Origin of the sequence: Burkholderia alba (assembly GCF_034721475.1) — a bacterium.
GTDB classification, from domain to species: Bacteria; Pseudomonadota; Gammaproteobacteria; order Burkholderiales; family Burkholderiaceae; genus Burkholderia; species Burkholderia alba.
On sequence record NZ_JAWJWL010000172.1, the window covers coordinates 1 to 489 of the forward strand.

1 protein-coding gene is annotated in these 489 nt (G+C 65.0%); it reads left to right on the forward strand.

All coding sequences use genetic code 11. The features are described from left to right. Window positions 1-489: AMP-binding protein (locus RZR99_RS33070; RefSeq protein ID WP_323123863.1), on the forward strand; the 489-nt coding region annotated here is incomplete at both ends.

The window sequence follows — 489 nt, forward strand, 5'->3', positions numbered from 1 at the left end:
CAACTGTTCGAACAGCAGGTCGAACAGCGTCCGGACGCCATTGCACTGGTGATCGAGGATCAGCAGCTGAGCTATGCCGAACTGAACACGCGGGCCAATCAGCTCGCTCACCGCCTCATCGAACTCGGCGTGCTGCCGGATGCGCGCGTGGCCATCTGCATGGAACGCAGCCTCTCGATGGTCGTCGGCCTGCTCGCCATCCTCAAGGCCGGCGGCGCCTATGTCCCCCTCGATCCCGTCTACTCCGGTGCCCGCCTCGCCCAGAGCCTCGCCGATGCCGACCCCGCTATCGTGCTGGCCGATCAGGTCGGGCAGCTCGCATTGGGCGACTCCGTACTCGCATCACGACACGTGCTCGACCCGAACCTGCCTCTGCATCAGCCCGATCACAACCCGTCGGTGGACTCGCTCGCCTCCCACCATCTCGCCTATGTGATCTATACCTCCGGGTCCACCGGCACCCCCAAGGGCGTCATGGTCGAACATCGC